10 protein-coding genes, 2 tRNA genes and 3 rRNA genes are annotated in these 17,792 nt (G+C 64.0%); 13 read left to right on the top strand and 2 right to left on the bottom strand.

Annotation, left to right across the window (positions count from 1 at the left end; all coding sequences use genetic code 11):
• Nucleotides 1-74: 74 nt before the first annotated feature.
• The 12 genes from ilvC (at nucleotide 75) to aroQ (ending at nucleotide 14,460) form a co-directional block, all read left to right on the top strand.
• Nucleotides 75-1,091 (top strand): ketol-acid reductoisomerase, encoded by a 1,017-nt coding sequence (gene ilvC / locus NHL60_RS02280; RefSeq protein WP_253448452.1) that lies wholly within the window; start codon nucleotides 75-77, stop codon nucleotides 1,089-1,091.
• A gap of 162 nt (nucleotides 1,092-1,253) precedes the next feature.
• Nucleotides 1,254-2,135: a CDP-diacylglycerol--serine O-phosphatidyltransferase gene (gene pssA / locus NHL60_RS02285; RefSeq protein WP_253448454.1), complete on the top strand. Its 882-nt coding sequence runs from the start codon at nucleotides 1,254-1,256 to the stop codon at nucleotides 2,133-2,135.
• 698 nt (nucleotides 2,136-2,833) lie between these two features.
• Nucleotides 2,834-4,372: ribosomal RNA gene (locus NHL60_RS02290) — 16S ribosomal RNA — on the top strand.
• Nucleotides 4,373-4,469: 97 nt separating this feature from the next.
• Nucleotides 4,470-4,546 (top strand) — tRNA-Ile (locus tag NHL60_RS02295).
• Between the two features lie 105 nt (nucleotides 4,547-4,651).
• A tRNA-Ala gene (locus NHL60_RS02300) sits at nucleotides 4,652-4,727 on the top strand.
• A gap of 225 nt (nucleotides 4,728-4,952) precedes the next feature.
• Nucleotides 4,953-7,841: ribosomal RNA gene (locus NHL60_RS02305) — 23S ribosomal RNA — on the top strand.
• 79 nt (nucleotides 7,842-7,920) lie between these two features.
• Nucleotides 7,921-8,036, top strand: a 5S ribosomal RNA gene (rrf, locus tag NHL60_RS02310).
• The 16S, 23S and 5S rRNA genes sit together here with 2 tRNA genes alongside, the layout of an rRNA operon.
• A gap of 296 nt (nucleotides 8,037-8,332) precedes the next feature.
• Nucleotides 8,333-9,040 (top strand): tRNA (guanosine(46)-N(7))-methyltransferase TrmB, encoded by a 708-nt coding sequence (locus NHL60_RS02315; RefSeq protein WP_253448457.1) that lies wholly within the window; start codon nucleotides 8,333-8,335, stop codon nucleotides 9,038-9,040.
• A 35-nt stretch (nucleotides 9,041-9,075) separates the two neighbouring features.
• Nucleotides 9,076-10,515, top strand: a complete 1,440-nt coding sequence (gene dacB, locus NHL60_RS02320) for a D-alanyl-D-alanine carboxypeptidase/D-alanyl-D-alanine-endopeptidase (RefSeq protein WP_253448460.1) — start codon at nucleotides 9,076-9,078, stop codon at nucleotides 10,513-10,515.
• Between the two features lie 28 nt (nucleotides 10,516-10,543).
• Nucleotides 10,544-10,915, top strand: a complete 372-nt coding sequence (locus NHL60_RS02325; protein ID WP_253448463.1) for a diacylglycerol kinase — start codon at nucleotides 10,544-10,546, stop codon at nucleotides 10,913-10,915.
• A 79-nt stretch (nucleotides 10,916-10,994) separates the two neighbouring features.
• Entirely contained in the window at nucleotides 10,995-14,006 is a 3,012-nt protein-coding gene (gene glnE, locus NHL60_RS02330; protein ID WP_253448466.1) for a bifunctional [glutamate--ammonia ligase]-adenylyl-L-tyrosine phosphorylase/[glutamate--ammonia-ligase] adenylyltransferase, read from the top strand.
• Between the two features lie 16 nt (nucleotides 14,007-14,022).
• Complete coding sequence (gene aroQ, locus NHL60_RS02335; RefSeq protein ID WP_253448468.1) at nucleotides 14,023-14,460, top strand: type II 3-dehydroquinate dehydratase; 438 nt, start codon at nucleotides 14,023-14,025, stop codon at nucleotides 14,458-14,460.
• A 16-nt stretch (nucleotides 14,461-14,476) separates the two neighbouring features.
• Here the strand turns inward: aroQ and NHL60_RS02340 are convergent, their stop codons facing one another.
• Together NHL60_RS02340 and NHL60_RS02345 are read right to left on the bottom strand one after the other, a co-directional pair.
• Nucleotides 14,477-15,424: an AEC family transporter gene (locus tag NHL60_RS02340; protein WP_253448471.1), complete on the bottom strand. Its 948-nt coding sequence runs from the start codon at nucleotides 15,422-15,424 to the stop codon at nucleotides 14,477-14,479.
• A 31-nt stretch (nucleotides 15,425-15,455) separates the two neighbouring features.
• Nucleotides 15,456-16,247, bottom strand: a complete 792-nt coding sequence (locus NHL60_RS02345; RefSeq protein WP_253448474.1) for an IclR family transcriptional regulator C-terminal domain-containing protein — start codon at nucleotides 16,245-16,247, stop codon at nucleotides 15,456-15,458.
• Between the two features lie 143 nt (nucleotides 16,248-16,390).
• Between NHL60_RS02345 and NHL60_RS02350 the strand changes: the two genes are divergently transcribed.
• Nucleotides 16,391-17,734, top strand: a complete 1,344-nt coding sequence (locus tag NHL60_RS02350) for an adenylosuccinate lyase family protein (protein ID WP_253448477.1) — start codon at nucleotides 16,391-16,393, stop codon at nucleotides 17,732-17,734.
• Nucleotides 17,735-17,792: the final 58 nt, after the last annotated feature.

Genomic DNA, 17,792 nt, shown 5'->3' on the forward strand with positions numbered 1-17,792 from the left:
CAGTCCCGCGTCAGACGGGGCGGGTGGCCATCAGCGCTGACACCCTCTTTCATCGACGTTCCAGGAGTACGACCATGCACGTGTATTACGACAAGGATTGCGACCTCTCCCTCATCCAGGGCAAGAAGGTCACCATCGTGGGCTACGGCTCCCAGGGCCATGCCCATGCCAATAACCTGAAGGAATCCGGCGTCGACGTCACCGTCGCTCTGCGTGAAGGTTCCTCCTCCGCCGCCAAGGCCGAGGCTGCCGGCCTCAAGGTTGCCAGCGTGCCCGAGGCGTGCAAGAACGCCGACGTGGTCATGATCCTGGCCCCGGACGAGAACCAGAAGGCGATCTACGAGAACGAGGTCGAGCCGAACCTGAAGCAGGGCGCCACCCTGGCCTTCGCTCACGGCTTCAACATCCACTATAACCAGATCGAGCCGCGCAAGGACCTGGACGTGATCATGATCGCGCCCAAGGCCCCGGGCCACACCGTGCGCTCCGAGTTCGTCAAGGGCGGCGGCATCCCCGACCTGATCGCCATCCACCAGGACGCCTCCGGTACCGCCAAGGAGCTGGCGCTCTCCTACGCCGCCGGCGTCGGCGGTGGCCGTAGCGGCATCATCGAGACCACCTTCAAGGACGAGACCGAGACCGACCTGTTCGGTGAGCAGGCCGTGCTGTGCGGCGGCGCCGTGGAGCTGGTCAAGGCCGGCTTCGAGACCCTGACCGAGGCGGGCTATGCTCCCGAGATGGCCTACTTCGAGTGTCTGCACGAACTCAAGCTGATCGTCGACCTGATGTACGAGGGCGGCATCGCCAACATGAACTACTCCATCTCCAACAACGCGGAGTATGGCGAGTATGTCACCGGCCCCGAGGTGATCAACGACGAGTCTCGTGCCGCCATGCGCAACGCTCTCAAGCGCATCCAGACCGGCGAGTACGCCAAGATGTTCATTCAGGAAGGCAACACCAACTACCCCTCCATGACCGCGCGTCGCCGCCTGAACGCCGAGCATGAGATCGAGGTCGTGGGTGCCAAGCTGCGCGGCATGATGCCGTGGATCGCTGCCAACCAGCTGGTCGACAAGTCCAAGAACTGATCGCTATCGGTTCACGGGACCTTCAGGGGGCGCGGATATCCGCGCCCCCTGCGCGTTTATGGGACGGTCGGACGAGGCGGGGCGGCGTTGTGAGAGCGCAGCGGGCGTGTAGAATGAAGCCAGTGCCTGCGGGCACCCTCATTTCGGCAATGGACGAAACGCATGAGTCAGGACTCCCGCAATACCGAACACCCTTCTTCCCGCCCCGGTGCCGAGCCCGTCGACAAGGCCGCGCCCGACGCCGAGGCGCCGGCCGAGGAGGATCTGGCCGCGGCCTTCGTGCGCGAGACCGAGGTGATCGAGGAGGCCGTCGAGAACGGCAAAAAGGTACGCCGCAAGGGGATCTACCTGCTGCCCAACCTCTTCACCACCTCGGCGCTGTTCGCGGGTTTCTTCGCTATCGTGGCCGGTATCAACGGCGACTTCACCGCGGCGGCGGTAGCCATCTTCATCGCCATGGTGCTCGACGGCCTGGATGGCCGGGTGGCCCGCATGACCAATACCCAGAGCGCCTTCGGCGCCGAGTACGACAGCCTCTCGGACATGCTCTCCTTCGGGGCGGCGCCGGCGCTGGTGGCCTTCACCTGGATCCTCCAGGATATCGGCAAGACCGGCTGGGTGGTGGCCTTTCTCTATGTGGCCTGTGCCGCCCTGCGCCTGGCGCGCTTCAACGTGCAGATCGGCAGCGTCGACAAGAAGTGGTTCATCGGCCTGCCGAGCCCCTCCGCGGCGGCCCTGGTGGCGGCCAGCGTCTGGACCTTCCACAGCTTCGATGCCGAGGCCTTCGGCTTCAAGCTGCTGATGCTGGTGATCGTCGGCGCTGCCGGCGTCCTGATGGTCAGCAATATCCGCTACTACAGCTTCAAGGATATCGACCTCAAGGGGCCGGTGCCCTTCGTGGTGCTGCTGGCCATCGTGTTGGGCTTCGTGGTGATCTCGGTACAGCCCTCGGTGATGCTGCTGCTGCTGTTCGGTGCCTATGTGGCTTCCGGGCCCGTCATGGCAGCGATGCGCAAGGTGAAGCATGCGCCTCCCGGGGCCTGATGCTCGCCCGGTGGACCGCCTTCGGATGAACCAGGATCAGCAGCGCCCGCCCCGTGCGGGCGCCGTCGCGTCTGCCCTCTGAGATATCCACAAGGGGGCCGGCCTGCACGCCTGTGGGCAAGGTCTGAAACTTTTTTACCGGAAGGGCTTGCAGGGCCCCGGGGAAAACCGTAAAGTACGCATCCGCTGCCGGTGACCAGCAAGGTTGCAGGCGGTAATAAGTGGCAGAAGTGATTGATCTGTCTGAGTTTTTTGAAACGCTTCGAAAAACTTTCAGTTGACAATCACCGCAGATTCGCTAGGATGTGCGCCACTGGATTCGCAGTCGCCTCGGCAGGATGAGGCGGGCAGTCAGCGGAAATCGGTCGGGATGCAGCGCATCGCCAACCACCGCTTGACACGCTGAAGCGAATCGGTAGAATACGCCTTCCTCGCAGGGCGCTGACGACAGGCGGAGAGCTCAAGAGAGCCTGCTCCGGTCGACAGCACAGCGAGACGCTTCACTCCACAGGGTTCGCCCGAGAGTTCGAAGCCGCTCTTTAACAATCGATCAGGTAATTCATGTGGGCGCTTGTCGATGAGTTCGGTGACCAGTCACAGAACCATCAAGGCAAGCGACTCGTCAAGACCTTCGGGTCTTTTGAGAAACGTTTGAACCTTGAGCCAAGTTTGGTGCACTTAATGCACTATATGATCTTAAACTGAAGAGTTTGATCATGGCTCAGATTGAACGCTGGCGGCAGGCCTAACACATGCAAGTCGAGCGGAAACGATGGAAGCTTGCTTCCAGGCGTCGAGCGGCGGACGGGTGAGTAATGCATGGGAATCTGCCCGATAGTGGGGGATAACCTGGGGAAACCCAGGCTAATACCGCATACGTCCTACGGGAGAAAGCAGGGGATCTTCGGACCTTGCGCTATCGGATGAGCCCATGTCGGATTAGCTTGTTGGTGAGGTAATGGCTCACCAAGGCGACGATCCGTAGCTGGTCTGAGAGGATGATCAGCCACATCGGGACTGAGACACGGCCCGAACTCCTACGGGAGGCAGCAGTGGGGAATATTGGACAATGGGCGAAAGCCTGATCCAGCCATGCCGCGTGTGTGAAGAAGGCCCTCGGGTTGTAAAGCACTTTCAGTGGGGAAGAAAGCCTTGGGATTAATACTCCCGAGGAAGGACATCACCCACAGAAGAAGCACCGGCTAACTCCGTGCCAGCAGCCGCGGTAATACGGAGGGTGCGAGCGTTAATCGGAATTACTGGGCGTAAAGCGCGCGTAGGCGGTCTGATAAGCCGGTTGTGAAAGCCCCGGGCTCAACCTGGGAACGGCATCCGGAACTGTCAGGCTAGAGTGCAGGAGAGGAAGGTAGAATTCCCGGTGTAGCGGTGAAATGCGTAGAGATCGGGAGGAATACCAGTGGCGAAGGCGGCCTTCTGGACTGACACTGACGCTGAGGTGCGAAAGCGTGGGTAGCAAACAGGATTAGATACCCTGGTAGTCCACGCCGTAAACGATGTCGACTAGCCGTTGGGGTCCTTGAGACCTTTGTGGCGCAGTTAACGCGATAAGTCGACCGCCTGGGGAGTACGGCCGCAAGGTTAAAACTCAAATGAATTGACGGGGGCCCGCACAAGCGGTGGAGCATGTGGTTTAATTCGATGCAACGCGAAGAACCTTACCTACCCTTGACATCGAGAGAACTTGGCAGAGATGCCTTGGTGCCTTCGGGAACTCTCAGACAGGTGCTGCATGGCTGTCGTCAGCTCGTGTTGTGAAATGTTGGGTTAAGTCCCGTAACGAGCGCAACCCTTGTCCTTATTTGCCAGCGCGTAATGGCGGGAACTCTAAGGAGACTGCCGGTGACAAACCGGAGGAAGGTGGGGACGACGTCAAGTCATCATGGCCCTTACGGGTAGGGCTACACACGTGCTACAATGGACGGTACAAAGGGTTGCAAAGCCGCGAGGTGGAGCTAATCCCATAAAGCTGTTCTCAGTCCGGATCGGAGTCTGCAACTCGACTCCGTGAAGTCGGAATCGCTAGTAATCGTGAATCAGAATGTCACGGTGAATACGTTCCCGGGCCTTGTACACACCGCCCGTCACACCATGGGAGTGGACTGCACCAGAAGTGGTTAGCCTAACTTCGGAGGGCGATCACCACGGTGTGGTTCATGACTGGGGTGAAGTCGTAACAAGGTAGCCGTAGGGGAACCTGCGGCTGGATCACCTCCTTATCGACGACGTCACCGACTCGCGACAAGTGCTCACAATGAATTACCTGATCGACCAGAGCAAAGACTGTTTGGGTCGCGGACCCAGTGGTTGGAAGCCGGGTCTGTAGCTCAGTTGGTTAGAGCGCACCCCTGATAAGGGTGAGGTCGGCAGTTCAAATCTGCCCAGACCCACCAAATTTTATCCAGTCCTGCGTTATTTTGTGACTCGCATAGCAGGCTATGCGTCGCCACAAAATGCCTTGGCCTGAATAAAATTACCCAGAAGTATCGGGTATCAGTGGGGCCATAGCTCAGCTGGGAGAGCGCCTGCCTTGCACGCAGGAGGTCAGCGGTTCGATCCCGCTTGGCTCCACCATCGTCTCCTCTGCAACAGTCTTACCTGATCGGATCCGCAGTCATAAGCCAGCATCGCAGCAAAAGATGTCAGGTTTATGACTGTCGATTGACAGTCGCTCTTTAACAATGTGAATCATGCTGACAAACGTTCCTTCTGGAGTGATCCAGAAGAAACAAGTGATACGTCTCAAGCGTATCCGGCAATGTCGTACGTTATCGCAGACCAGACCCTTTGGGGTTATATGGTCAAGCGATTAAGCGCACACGGTGGATGCCTAGGCAGCCAGAGGCGATGAAAGACGTGGAAGCCTGCGATAAGGCTCGGCGAGGTGGCAAACAACCTGTGACCCGGGCATCTCTGAATGGGGAAACCCACCCAGCACAAGCTGGGTATCCCGCACTGAATACATAGGTGTCGGGAGGCGAACCAGGGGAACTGAAACATCTAAGTACCCTGAGGAAAAGAAATCAACCGAGATTCCCCCAGTAGCGGCGAGCGAACGGGGACCAGCCCTTAAGCATGTGACTGATTAGGCGAACGCGCTGGGAAGCGCGGCCATAGTGGGTGATAGCCCCGTAGTCGAAAATCTGATCATGTGAAATCGAGTAGGTCGGGGCACGTGAAACCTTGACTGAACATGGGGGGACCATCCTCCAAGGCTAAATACTCCTGGCTGACCGATAGTGAACCAGTACCGTGAGGGAAAGGCGAAAAGAACCCCGGAGAGGGGAGTGAAATAGATCCTGAAACCGTGTGCGTACAAGCAGTGGGAGCAGACTCGTTCTGTGACCGCGTACCTTTTGTATAATGGGTCAGCGACTTATTTTCAGTGGCGAGCTTAACCGTATAGGGGAGGCGTAGGGAAACCGAGTCTTAACTGGGCGACCAGTCGCTGGGAATAGACCCGAAACCGGGCGATCTATCCATGAGCAGGTTGAAGGTTGAGTAACATCAACTGGAGGACCGAACCAGGATCTGTTGAAAAAGATTTGGATGACTTGTGGATCGGAGTGAAAGGCTAATCAAGCCCGGAGATAGCTGGTTCTCCTCGAAAGCTATTTAGGTAGCGCCTCACGTATCACCGCCGGGGGTAGAGCACTGTTTCGGCTAGGGGGTCATCCCGACTTACCAACCCGAGGCAAACTCCGAATACCGGTGAGTGCAAGCGTGGGAGACACACAGCGGGTGCTAACGTCCGTTGTGAAAAGGGAAACAACCCAGACCGTCAGCTAAGGTCCCCAAATCCTGGTTAAGTGGGAAACGATGTGGGAAGGCTCAGACAGCTAGGAGGTTGGCTTAGAAGCAGCCATCCTTTAAAGAAAGCGTAATAGCTCACTAGTCGAGTCGGCCTGCGCGGAAGATGTAACGGGGCTCAAACCAGGTACCGAAGCTACGGGTTCGTCGAATGACGAGCGGTAGAGGAGCGTCGTGTAAGCCGATGAAGGTGAGTCGAGAGGCTTGCTGGAGGTATCACGAGTGCGAATGCTGACATGAGTAACGACAAGGGGAGTGAAAAACTCCCCCGCCGGAAGACCAAGGGTTTCTGTTCGACGCTAATCGGAGCAGAGTGAGTCGGCCCCTAAGGCGAGGCCGAAAGGCGTAGTCGATGGGAAACGGGTCAATATTCCCGTACCTCACTGTATTGCGATGGGGGGACGAAGAAGGCTAGGTGAGCCAGGCGTTGGTTGTCCTGGTGAAAGCCAGTAGGCTGGGATCTCAGGCAAATCCGGGATCCTAAGGCCGAGAGGCGAGACGAACTGACTACGGTCAGGAAGTCATCGATGCCACGCTTCCAGGAAAAGCCTCTAAGCTTCAGATACAGTGAGACCGTACCCCAAACCGACACAGGTGGTCAGGTAGAGAATACCAAGGCGCTTGAGAGAACTCGGGTGAAGGAACTAGGCAAAATGGTGCCGTAACTTCGGGAGAAGGCACGCCGCATTAGTGTGAAGGCCCTCGCGGTCGGAGCACGAAGCGGTCGAAGATACCAGGTGGCTGCAACTGTTTATTAAAAACACAGCACTCTGCAAACGCGTAAGCGGACGTATAGGGTGTGACGCCTGCCCGGTGCCGGAAGGTTAATTGATGGTGTTAGCGCAAGCGAAGCTCCTGATCGAAGCCCCGGTAAACGGCGGCCGTAACTATAACGGTCCTAAGGTAGCGAAATTCCTTGTCGGGTAAGTTCCGACCTGCACGAATGGCGTAATGATGGCCACGCTGTCTCCACCCGAGACTCAGTGAAATTGAAATCGCAGTGAAGATGCTGTGTACCCGCGGCTAGACGGAAAGACCCCGTGAACCTTTACTATAGCTTCACACTGGACGCTGATGTTGCTTGTGTAGGATAGCTGGGAGGCTTTGAAACCCGGACGCCAGTTCGGGTGGAGCCAACCTTGAAATACCAGCCTGGCATCATTGGCGTTCTAACTCAGGTCCGTTATCCGGATCGAGGACCGTGTGTGGTGGGTAGTTTGACTGGGGCGGTCTCCTCCCAAAGCGTAACGGAGGAGCACGAAGGTACCCTCAGCACGGTTGGAAATCGTGCATTGAGTGCAAGAGCATAAGGGTGCTTGACTGCGAGACAGACACGTCGAGCAGGTACGAAAGTAGGTTCTAGTGATCCGGTGGTTCTGTATGGAAGGGCCATCGCTCAACGGATAAAAGGTACTCCGGGGATAACAGGCTGATACCGCCCAAGAGTTCACATCGACGGCGGTGTTTGGCACCTCGATGTCGGCTCATCACATCCTGGGGCTGAAGTCGGTCCCAAGGGTATGGCTGTTCGCCATTTAAAGTGGTACGCGAGCTGGGTTTAGAACGTCGTGAGACAGTTCGGTCCCTATCTGCCGTGGGCGTTGGAAGTTTGAGAAGAGCTGCTCCTAGTACGAGAGGACCGGAGTGGACGCACCTCTGGTGTTCCGGTTGTCACGCCAGTGGCATTGCCGGGTAGCTATGTGCGGACAGGATAACCGCTGAAAGCATCTAAGCGGGAAGCCCCCTTCAAGATGAGACTTCCCTGAGGCCTCGAGCCTCCTGAAGGGCCCAGCGAGACCAGCTGGTTGATAGGTCGGATGTGGAAGCGCTGCAAGGCGTTGAGCTAACCGATACTAATGGCCCGTGAGGCTTGACCATATAACACCCAAGGGGTCTGTCGATGACAGACGACGCCGGGTACGCGAGACGTATCTCAGCATGATTCACCCCCTTTTCGCCTGACGACCATAGCGTGCGTGAACCACCTGATCCCATGCCGAACTCAGCAGTGAAACCGCTCAGCGCCGATGGTAGTGTGGGGTCTCCCCATGTGAGAGTAGGTCATCGTCAGGCACCTTTTCAGAAACCCCAGCCCTATGGCTGGGGTTTCGTCGTTCTGGGGGGCTTCCCATGGACCCGTTTGTCGGGAACAAACGGGAACCGCTTTAGCGGGCCCGAAGGGCGAGTCTCAGAATGAGACGAGTAGAGTCCCGGAGCCCGGCGCGATCATCGTCAGGCACTTATACAGAAAAACCCCGATCATCGTGAGATGGTCGGGGTTTTTCGCTTTTCGGGCATCCTGTTCGCGCGCCATGCGGTGGAGCGGTGGGGCTGCTAGAATCGTCGCTCCTTCGCTTTTCGGTATCGCCATGCATGCCAGCTCTCGCTCCATCGTTACCAATCAGTCCGGCCCCCACGAGGATCTGAGCCGGCGGGTGGCCCGTGCCCTGGCGAACCCCCTGCGCAAGCCGGTGGCGGAACATACCCGCACGGCCTTCGAGGCGGCCAGTGAATGGCTCGAGGCGCGTTCTCATATGCCTCTGGTGCTGGACGCCGGCTGCGGGGTGGGGCTCTCCACTCGTCGCCTGGCGGCGCACTTTCCCGATAGCGCGGTGATCGGCGTGGACCGCAGCGAGAGCCGTCTGAACCGGGAGCACGGGACCCTGCCCGACAACGCCCTGCTGGTCCGCGCCGATCTGGTCGACTTCTGGCGCCTGGCACTGGCCGATGGCTGGAAGCCGGCAAGGCACTACCTGCTCTACCCCAACCCCTATCCCAAGGCGTCCCATCTCAAGATGCGCTGGCAGGGGCATCCGGTCCTCCCGGTGATCCTGGCCCTGGGCGGGCGCCTGGAGCTGCGCTCCAACTGGAAGCTCTATGTGGAGGAGTTCGCCCTGGCCGTGACCCAGGCCACCGGCCGTGAGGCCGAGGTGCTGCGCCATGAGCCTGGAGACGACTTCCTGACCCCCTTCGAGCAGAAGTACCATGAGAGCGGTCAGCCGCTGTGGAAGCTGGTGGTAGAGCTGCCCCATGCCCCCGGCCTTGTGCGGCTTGCCGCTTCGATCGCCAGCCGCTGACCCTTCTTCGTCCTGACCCAACCCCTGGTGTTGCCATGCGTCGTCCTCTGTCGAGACTCTGCCTCTTCCTGTTCTGCCTGCTGCCGGTGATCGCCCTGGCCTCGGGTTTTCCCCAGCTGGGCCGCCTGGCCGACAAGGGTTTTCTGATCAGCGCCGAGGCGCGGCTGATCGATGAGAGCAAGGTGCTGGGGGCCATCGAGCCCGATCGCCAGCTCTCGCCGGCCTCGGTGACCAAGAGTTACCTGGCGGCGGCGGCGCTGGATCGCTGGGGACCCCAGCATCGCTTCGCCACCCGGCTGGTCAGCGAGGCGCGTCCGACCAGTGACGGCCTGCTCTCCGGCGATCTGATCCTCGACGGCGGTGGAGATCCGGCCCTGACCACCGAGGACCTCTGGCGACTGGCCCAGCGCCTGCACCAGGCCGGGGTGCGCGAGGTGGAGGGGCGGCTCCTGATCAGCCAGTGGCGATTCGGCCCGGTGGAGTGCATTACCACCGATCGCTGCCAGGCCCGGGAGCGCTCGGCCAACGCCTACAGCGCGCTGCTCTCCTCGGCAGGGGTCAACTATGGCAGCTGGTGCGTCAGCGTGGCACCGGGTGACGCGCCGGGGCAGCCGGCCCGGGTGACCGGCTGTGACAGCCAGGCGGCGGTTCTCGAGATCGATAACCGAGTGGAAACGCGCCCGGACAACAGCGGCACCGAGCTGCGCGCCGAGCGGGTCACCCGGGACGACCGGGACATCATGGTGCTGAGCGGCCAGATCTCCACCAGTGCGCGGCCCCGCGACATCTATCGGGCGAGCTCCGACCCCGCCGAGCAGATGGCCGTCACCCTTCTGGCGATGCTCGAGCAGGCCGGTATCCAGGTGCGGGGTGGCGCCGAGACCACCCTGGCCGAGCCGCCGGCCGTTTCCCGGACTCTCGCGGAGGTGGAGAGCAAGCCGCTGCAGGAGCTGCTGCTGCGAGTGATGAACTACTCCAACAACTTCATGGCCGACGTGCTGGCCCTGAACCTGGTGGAGACGCCCCGGGCGGACCTGCGCCAGGGCGGCGCGGCCATCGAGACCTTCGTGGCCGGGATCCCTGACCATGGCCCGTTGACGCTGTTCAGCGGCAGCGGCCTGACCACCGAGAATCGCACCTCCGCCCGGGGGGCCAATGCGCTGCTGGAGAGCATCTACTATCGTCCGTCGCTCTTTCCGAGCTTCGTAGCGACCCTGCAGTCCCCCGGCAACGGCGTGATGCGCTTCATCCGCCGCGGCTCGCCCACCTTCCAGCATCATGTGATGCTCAAGACCGGCACCCTCAACCAGCCGGTGGCGGTGAGGGCGGTCAGCGGCTATTTCCGTACCCGCAGCGGCCGCTGGGGCGTGTTCACGGTGCTGGTCAACGGCACTGGCAGCACGCCCTATCTCAGCTGGCCCGAGGTGCTGGACCCACTGTCGGTGGACCTGGAGCGGATCATCGACACTCACTGAGCCGCCTGGCATTCAAGGAAACCCTGCGATGAAACCCGGACATACCGGCTGGCGCCACCTGGTGCACTCTACCCGCTACTCCCTCAAGGGTCTCAAGGCCGCCTGGCGCCACGAGTCGGCCTTTCGCCAGGAGCTGGCCCTCTGCGTGCTGCTGCTGCCCCTGGCCTGGTGGCTCGGCCAGGGCCCGGTGGAGTGGATCCTGCTGGTGGGCAGCTGCCTGCTGGTGCTGGTGGTGGAGCTGGTCAACAGTGCCATCGAGAGCGTGGTGGACCGCATCGGCCCCGAGCACCATGAACTCTCCGGGCGCGCCAAGGATCTGGGCTCCGCCGCGGTGATGGTGTCGCTGGCCCTGGCCGGCCTCACCTGGCTGCTGCTGGCCGGCCAGAAGCTGCTCGGGTGAGTCGGTCGCCGCTCCGGGTGCCCATGGCGTCCGGGCTTCGCTATGCTGGGGGCATTCGCCACCCGGATGCGAGATACCCATGCCCCTGCCCGATGACTTCCTGCCGCTGATCGATATTCCTGAGCCGCTCAAGGCCCCCCTGGGGCGCACCCATGAGCGCCTGGCCGAGGCGCTGGCCCGGGCCGATAATCTGGCCGGCATGACGGGCCGGGAATCCCCCCTCGAGGATTGGCTGGGACTCTCGCCAGGGCGCCGTGAGCAGCTGGCCCGGGTGCTGGCGATCTCCGAGTTCGTGGCCGAGACCCTGGTGCGCTACCCCGAGTGGCTGCTGCATCTGGATGCCAGCGGCGAGCTGGATGAGGCTCCCTCGGCCGAGGCGCTGGGCAGCTGGCTCGAGGAGCGCCTGGAGGCGGCCGAGGACGAGGCGGCCATGCAGGCCGCCATCCGCCGCTTTCGCCGTGCGCGGATGGCCGGCATCGTCTGGCGCGACCTGACGCGCCCTGCCGGCGTCGACATGTGGGCCACGGCGGCGGCGGTATCGCGCCTGGCCGAGGTGTGCCTGGAAGGAGCGCTCACCTGGCTCGAGCGCTTCCTCGAGCCCCGCTGGGGGCGGCCGGCGCCGCGCCGTGACGGCAGCGAGCAGCGCCTGGTGGTGCTGGGCATGGGCAAGCTCGGGGCCGGGGAGCTCAACCTCTCCTCCGATATCGACCTGATCTTCGCCTTCCCCGAGGGGGGCGAGACCGAGGGCGGGCGCAAGGCCCTGGAACACCAGGAGTACTTTACCAAGCTGGGGCAGCGACTGATCGGCGCCCTGGATGCGGTGACCGCCGACGGCTTCGCCTTCCGGGTCGACATGCGCCTGCGTCCCCTGGGCGACGGCGGACCCCTGGTGGGCAGCTTCAACTCCCTCTCCAGCTACTACCAGGACCAGGGGCGTGAGTGGGAGCGCTACGCCATGCTCAAGGCGCGCCCGGTGGCCGGCGACCTGGACGCCGGGGACGAGCTGCTGGCCGGGCTGCGCCCCTTCGTCTACCGCCGCTACCTGGATTTCGGCGCCATCGAGTCGCTGCGCGAGCTCAAGGGGATGATCAATCGCGAGGTGCGCCGCAAGGGCATGGAGGGCAACATCAAGCTCGGCCCCGGCGGTATCCGCGAGGTGGAGTTCGTGGTCCAGGCCTTCCAGCTGATCCGGGGCGGGCGGGATACCGAGCTTCAGGTCACCTCCCTGAAGAGCGCCCTGGAGCGGCTGCCGGCGCTGGGGCTGCTGCCCGCCGAGGTGGTGGAGGAGCTCACCCCCGACTACGTCTTCCTGCGCGACCTCGAACACGCCCTGCAGGCGCTGGAGGATCGCCAGACCCAGAGCCTGCCCGTGGAGGACCTGGATCGTGAGCGGGTCGCCCTGGCCCTGGACATGGAGGACTGGCCGGCCCTGATGGCGCGCCTCGACGAGGTGCGGGCCCGGGTTCGCCAGCATTTCGATGCGGTGATCGCCGACCCCGAGGAGGAGGTCCAGGAGAGCGAGGAGAGCACCGCTGGGGGGATCTCTCTGGAGCAGTGGCGGGCCCTGTGGCGCGGTGAGCTCGACGAGGAGGAGGGCGCGCAGCTGCTGGACGAAGCCGGCTTCGAGGAGAGCGCCACCGCGGCACGGCGGATCGCCTCCCTCTATCACTCCCGTGCGGTGCAGGGCATGCAGCGCATCGGCTTCGAGCGCCTCGAGGCGCTGATGCCGCTGCTGCTCGATGCCGTGGCCGAGAGCGAGGCGCCGGACACGGCCCTGGAACGGGTGCTGCCGCTGATCGAGGCGGTGCTGCGGCGCACCGCCTACCTGGCGCTGCTGCGCGAGAACCCCGAGGCGCTGAGCCACCTGATGACCCTCTGCGCGGCGAGCCCCTGGATCGCCGAGCAGCTGGCTCGCTACCCCATCCTGCTCGACGAGCTGCTGACTCCCGAGACCCTCTATACCCCCGCCGACAAGGCGCGCCTGGCCGACGAGCTGCGCCAGGCCCTGGCGCGGATTCCGGAGGAGGACGAGGAGGCCCAGCTCGAGGCGCTGCGGGTCTTCAAGCATGCCCAGATCCTGCACGTGGCGGCCTCGGATATCGCCGGCACCCGGCACCTGATGAAGGTGAGCGACTACCTGACCTATATCGCCGAGGTGATCCTCGAGGCGGTGCTGGCCATGGCCTGGAAGCACCTGACCCGCAAGCACGGCGTCCCGGAGCTGGCCGACGGCAGCCGCGCAGGTGCCGAGCCCGCCTTCCTGATCGTCGGCTACGGCAAGCTGGGCGGCATCGAGCTGGGCTACGGCTCGGACCTGGACCTGGTGTTCATCCACGACGGCGCCACCCAGGGCAGCACCGACGGCCCTCGCCCCCTGGACAACGCCGTCTTCTATACCCGATTGGGGCAGCGCATCATCCACCTGCTTACCGCGGTGACGCCGGCGGGGACCCTCTACGAGGTGGACATGCGCCTGCGCCCCTCCGGCAACTCGGGGCTGCTGGTCACGTCGCTTGCCGCCTTCGGCGACTACCAGCGTCGCGACGCCTGGACCTGGGAGCATCAGGCCCTGGTGCGGGCTCGGGTGGTGGCCGGCCATGAGCGTCTGGGTGAGGCCTTCGATGCGGTGCGTGCCGAGATCCTCGGTCGTGAATGCGACGCCGAGGCGCTGCGCGAGGAGGTGGTCAAGATGCGCCACAAGATGCGCGACCACCTGGGCGGCAAGAGCGGAGAGGGAGAGTTCGACCTCAAGCATGACCCCGGCGGCATGGTGGATATCGAGTTCCTCTGCCAGTATGCGGTGCTGGCCATGGGGCACGAGACCCCCGAGCTGCTGCGCTGGAGCGACAACATGCGCCTCCTCGAGACCCTGGAGGCCACCGAGCGGCTCCCGGCCCGAGAGTGCCAGCGCCTGCGCGACGCCTACCTGGCCCTGCGCAGCGCCGCCCACCGCGCCTCCCTGACCCGGGAGCTCGCCCGGGGGCGCAGCGACGCCTTCCAGGACCACCGCCGGGTGGTGATCGAGGCGTGGCAGCGACTGCTGGAGCCCGCAGAGGGCGAGCCCGACGAGAGCGGCATCGACAAGGACTGATGGAGCAAGGATCCCGATGAAGAAGGTACTGGTACTGCACGGCCCCAACCTCAACCTGCTGGGCACCCGCCAGCCGGAGATCTACGGCCACGAGACCTTGGAGGACATCAACAACGGCCTCTTCGAACAGGCCGCCCTGGCGGGCTGGGAGATTGCCTGCCGGCAGAGCAATCATGAGGGAGAGCTGATCGACTGGATCCAGGGGGCACGGCTCGACGGCACCGCCGCCATCATCATCAACCCCGCCGCCTATACCCACACTTCGGTGGCGATCCTCGACGCCCTCAACGCCTTCGAGGGGCGCGTGATCGAGGTGCACCTTTCCAACGTTCATCAGCGCGAGAGCTTCCGCCACCGCTCCTATGTCTCGCTGCGTGCCGACGGCGTGATCGCCGGCCTCGGCAGCCAGGGCTACCGCGCCGCCCTGGACGCGGTGATGGCCGCGGAGCGCTGAGGGCCGGCTGGCGGGGTCAGGTCGGCAGCAGGCCGAAGAGGGTCAGCGCCCAGAGCATCAGGCTCAAGGTCACGAAGGCGGAGAGTGTGCCCACCATAAGGGCCGCCGCGCTGGTCTCGCCCTGGCCGTAGGTCTGCCCGAAGAGGGGGTAGAGGCTGATCATGGGGGCGCTGGCAAACAGCAGGCCGCCGGCGATCATGAGCGGGCTTGGGTCGGACAGCAGGAGCAGGAAGAGCAGCACGGCCAGGGGGTGCAGGATCAGCTTGCCGAGCACCACCTGGCCCATGCTGGCCGCCATGCCCCGAACCCGAAGGCCGTGCAGCATGGCGCCGATGGTGAACAGCGCCGCGGGCCCCGCCGCATCCGCCAGCATCTCGATGACCTGCTGAAGCGGGCCCGGCAGACGCAGGCCGCTCAGCGCCAGGGAGAGACCGATCAGCAGCCCGATCAGCACCGGGTTGCGGGAGAGCCTGGCGAAGGTCTGGCGCGCCACCTGGCCCAGGTTACCGCCGTTCTGGCGGCTGGCCTCGGCGAGGATCAGGGCGGCGGGAATGATCAGCAGCGTCTCGATCACCATGTTCAGGGCCATGAAGATCGCCGCCGGGGGGCCGATGGCCATCAGGGCTACCGGATAGCCGATGAAGCCGCTGTTGGCGGCCGACATGCCCAGCGCCTCGATGGCGCCGGCGTCCAGGCGCTGGCCCCGGGCGCGAGAGAGGGCGATGCCGATGACAAAGACGAGCGCCGACCCCAGGCCGTAGGCCACCAGGTAGCCGACGTTGAGCACCTCGGCCAGGGGGTAGTCGCTCAGGGCGCGGATGATCAGCGAGGGCAGCGCCAGGTACATCACGAAGGTGGCGACGCCCTGCATGTTGTCGCGGCTGATCAGGCCGCTGCGGGCGGCGACGAAGCCGGTGCCGATCAGCAGGAAGATCGGCAGGGTGATGGCCAGTATCTCGAGCATGGGGGCCTTCCTTCCTTGGTGCGGTGGGCGCTCAGCTGACGAGGGAGCGGATCAGTCGCGCCTTGGCCTGCAGCAGCGGGAGATACTCCTCGAGCAGGGTGTCATGGTCGATGCGGGCGGCGTTGGTGCTGATGTTGAGGGCGCCCAGCAGTTTGCCGTTGGCGTCGAAGGCCGGCACGGCGATGGAGCGCAGCCCGGAGTCGAGCTCCTGGTCGGCGATGGCGTAGCCCTGCTGGCGCACCTCCATGATGCACCTGCGAAGCTCGGCCTTGTCGGTGATGGACTTCTCGGTATACCGCTCCAGCACGGCACGCTCGAGCCAGGCGTCGAGCTCCCTGTCGGGCAGCTGGGCCAGCAGCACGCGGCCCATGGAGGTGTAGGCGGCCGGCAGGCGCGTACCCACCGAGAGGGTGATCGCCATCAGGCGGTGGCGCGAGGAGGAGCGGGCCACGTAGGTGACCTCCTCGCCGTCCAGCACGCCCAGCGACGAGGACTCGCCGCAGGCGGCGGTGATATCCTCCAGCACCTGCTGGATCACGCTGCGGTAGTTGTTGGCCGACAGGAAGGAGTAGCCGAGCTTCAGCACCTTGGGCGCCAGCTCGAAGACGCGCTGCTCCTTGCGCACATAGCCCAGGGCGTGCAGGGTCAGCAGGAAGCGTCTGGCCCGGGCGCGGTTCATGCCGGTGCGCGCCGCCACCTCGCTGAGGGTCATGCGCGGGTGCTCCTCGTCGAAGGCCAGTATCACCTCCAGGCCGCTCGCCAGGGCGGTCACGAAGTCGCGATCCTCGGGGCTCAGTACCTCATCCTGCTCTGCGCTTGCCATCCTTACATGTCCTTGGTCGTGTTGCTCGAATCCACGCATCAATCTAGCATAGTGTTCGAATTGCGAACACTTGTACGGGCTTGGGCTTTAGTCGGTCCGTCAGGCCCTTTCAGCCCCTGGTTTCAGCCCCTGGAGAGATCATCATGCCTGCCCTCCTGCTGCAGCACCCCTTCATGAGCGCATCGGCCCTGGCCGAGTGCAACGGTCAGGCCATGGTCGCCGCCATGCTGGCCTTCGAGCTGGCCCTGGCCGAGGTCCAGGAGGCCCGTGGTGCGCTGCCGGAGGGCGCCAGCGGGCAGATGCGTCGCCTGCTCGAGGCCCACGAGTTCGACCTGGAGGCCATCGCCGCGGGAATCGCCAGCGGCGGCAACGCGGCGATTCCCTTCGTCAAGCAGGGCAGGGCGGCCCTGCCCGCCGAGCTCAAGCGCTACTTCCATCAGGGGGCCACCAGCCAGGACGTGGTGGACTCCGCCCTGATGCTGCTGCTCAAGCCGCGCCTGGCGGCCCTGGATGCCCTGCTGCAGCGCTGTCGCGCTGCCGCGCTGCCCCTGATGGAGGCCCATGGCGAGACGGTCATGGTGGGGCGCACCCTGATGCAGCAGGCGCTGCCGATCACCTTCGGGGTCAAGGTGGCCCACTGGGCCATCGGCCTTGAGCAGGCGCGCCGTCGCCTGGCCGGGGTCGAGCTGCCGGTGCAGTTCGGCGGTGCCGTGGGCGTGCACTCTGGTTTGGAAGGGCCGGGTTGGGACAACCTGGGCCTCGACTTCATGGATGCCCTGGCCGAGCGGCTGGGGCTCGATGCCCCTGTGCTGCCCTGGCATACCGACCGCCAGCCGATTCACGCCCTGGGCACGGCCCTGGACGCGGCGGCGGGCGCCGCCGAGAAGCTGGCCCTGGACGTGGCGCTGCTGACCCAGACCGAGGTGGGCGAAGTGGCCGAGCCTTCGGCTCCCGGCATGGGCGAGTCCTCCTCCATGCCCCACAAGCGCAACCCGGTGCGCTGCGCGCTGATCCGCGGCGCGGCCCGCCAGGTGCACGGCCACACCACGGTACTGCTCAACGCCGCCGCCCAGCCCCTGGAGCGGGGGCTGGGGGAGTGGCACGCCGAGTGGGCGCCGCTGATCGACGGCGCCCTGCTGCTGGAGGGGGCCTTGGAGCAGGCCGCGGTGCTGCTGGAGGGGCTGGAGGTGCACCCCGAGGCGATGAAGCGAAATCTGGCCGTGACCGGGGGCGGCATCATGGCCGAGCCGGTGGCGAAGCTGCTGGCGCCGACCCTGGGGCCGGACGCCGCCAAGCGCATCAGCGCCGAGGCGGCCGAGACGGCGCGTCTTCAGGGGGTGCCCTATGCGGAAGCCCTCGCGGCCCATGGCGAGGTGCAGGGGAGGCTGACGGACGCTGCCCTGGCCCGCGCCACCGATCCATCATTATACATTGGTAGTAGTCGGGCCCAGGTGGCGCGCGCCGCCGACTGGCTGAAGTCCATATAACCGATTGTTCAAAAAAGCGTTATGGCATGCATGAGGGGAAGGCCTGGCCTTCCCCTTG

Source organism: Halomonas sp. Y3, from assembly GCF_024137965.1.
Classification (GTDB): Bacteria; Pseudomonadota; Gammaproteobacteria; order Pseudomonadales; family Halomonadaceae; genus Halomonas; species Halomonas mongoliensis.